This window comes from Paraburkholderia sp. Ac-20347 (assembly GCF_017104805.1).
Lineage (GTDB): Bacteria > Pseudomonadota > Gammaproteobacteria > Burkholderiales > Burkholderiaceae > Paraburkholderia > Paraburkholderia tropica.
In genome coordinates this window covers 1-1,584 of record NZ_JAAGPN010000556.1, presented here as the reverse complement: position 1 = coordinate 1,584, position 1,584 = coordinate 1, and the positions used below count along the sequence as shown (strand labels likewise).

The window sequence follows — 1,584 nt, the reverse complement described above, 5'->3', positions numbered from 1 at the left end:
GCCCGCTGGCCACGAGCCAGGGCATGACGCAGGGCGGCGCGCGCATCGGCGCTCCCGTCAGCGCGCCGATCGCCGACGCCAACGCCGTGACGCCCGCCTACTCGCGTCCCGCCACGGCGACGCAGCCCGCGCCGCAAGCGCCGCTCTCGACGAGCGTGCTCGAAACGCTGCGCTCGATCGAGGAGAACGCCGCGCGCTGGACCTCGCTCGCGGGCGCAAGCCTCGCGCGCCGCAATCAATCCGATGACGAAACGCCGGTCACGGCGGATGTCGATGTCGCGCACGACGCGCCCTACCCCGCCGCCGAGGCGGTCGAGACGATTCCGGCGCACGCTGTCGAAGCGGCTGAAGAAACCATCGCACCGGTTGCCGCGCCTGTCGAGATCGATACGGCAGAAGCCTTCGCATCCGACGCTGAGCACGCCGTCGAAGACGAAACGCGCGCGCACTTCCCGCTCGCCGCGCCGCAGATCGCCCTCACCGAGGGCACGCAGGCCGATCACGTCGGCACGACCGAATCGCAAGACGAAACGCTGCCGTCGTTCCTGATCGCCGACGAGCACGACCACGCACACGACAGCCACGACGACGAAGCGATCGCGCTGCCGAATTTCGTTGCGCCCGCCGCCCACGCCGAAGTCAGCAGCGACGCGTTCCACACGCAGCACGTCGAGGCGGAACACGCGGAACCGGTGAAGGAAGAGGCGAAGGCCGAAGCAATCGCCACGGAAACGCCCGCCTCCACGTCAACTTCCACGGTCTGGCCGACGTTCGATAACGGCATGCCCTGGGTCCTGCTCGACGACGACGAACCGGAAGCCGAAGCGCAGCCCGAAACCGCGCCGCCGGTCGAAGCCACGCAGGAAGCCACGAACGAAGCCGATAGCGTCATGCACTTCCCGCGTCTCGCGCCGGAAGCCGCGCACACGCCTGAGGTCGAGCCCATCGTCGAACCCATCGCCGAAGCATGGCCTGCGGACGACGAGGTTCACGCGACTGCACACGACATCGCAGAAGAAGAACCCGTCGCGCAGCAAGCGGAACAGGCCGTTGCACACGCAACCAACTCGCTTGCGCCCGCCGACGCGTTCGCGCAATCGTTCGCGGCAGCGCTGGCGCGTTTCGTGGAACCGGCAGACGAAGAAGCGAACGCCGACGCTGAAACCATCGAAACGCACGTCGTCAGCGCGGAAACCGCACCGGCATCGCACGTGAGCGAAGCCGTCGAAGCGCCCGCAGCGCCGGTTACGCCCACAACACAGCCCGAGCATCTGCCGGAAACCGAACCGGCGCCCGCACCCGTTCCGGCTTTCGCGGCGGAGGTAGAGGCGAAGGCGAAGGCAGAGCCCATCGCTTCGTCCACGATTGCGCAGTCGGACAGCGCGCAAGTCAGCGCGCCGCAGCACGTTGAAGCACCGGCAGCGCCGGTCATCCCGCCGCTGCCCGCGCTCGCCGACGCGCCGTACATCGCGCCGATCCCGGCGCCGTTCGCGGATATCCCGCCGTGGGAAGCCGCGCCGCTGGTGTTCGCGCCGGAGCCGCCCGCGCCGTTCGTCCCGTCGATCGACATCGCGCCGCCCGCAA

General features: G+C 69.3%; 1 pseudogene. It reads left to right on the top strand.

Going from position 1 to position 1,584, the window contains the following annotated elements:
- Positions 1 to 23: 23 nt before the first annotated feature.
- Positions 24 to 1,584 (top strand): annotated as a pseudogene (locus G3N97_RS38605) (hypothetical protein); the annotation flags it as partial.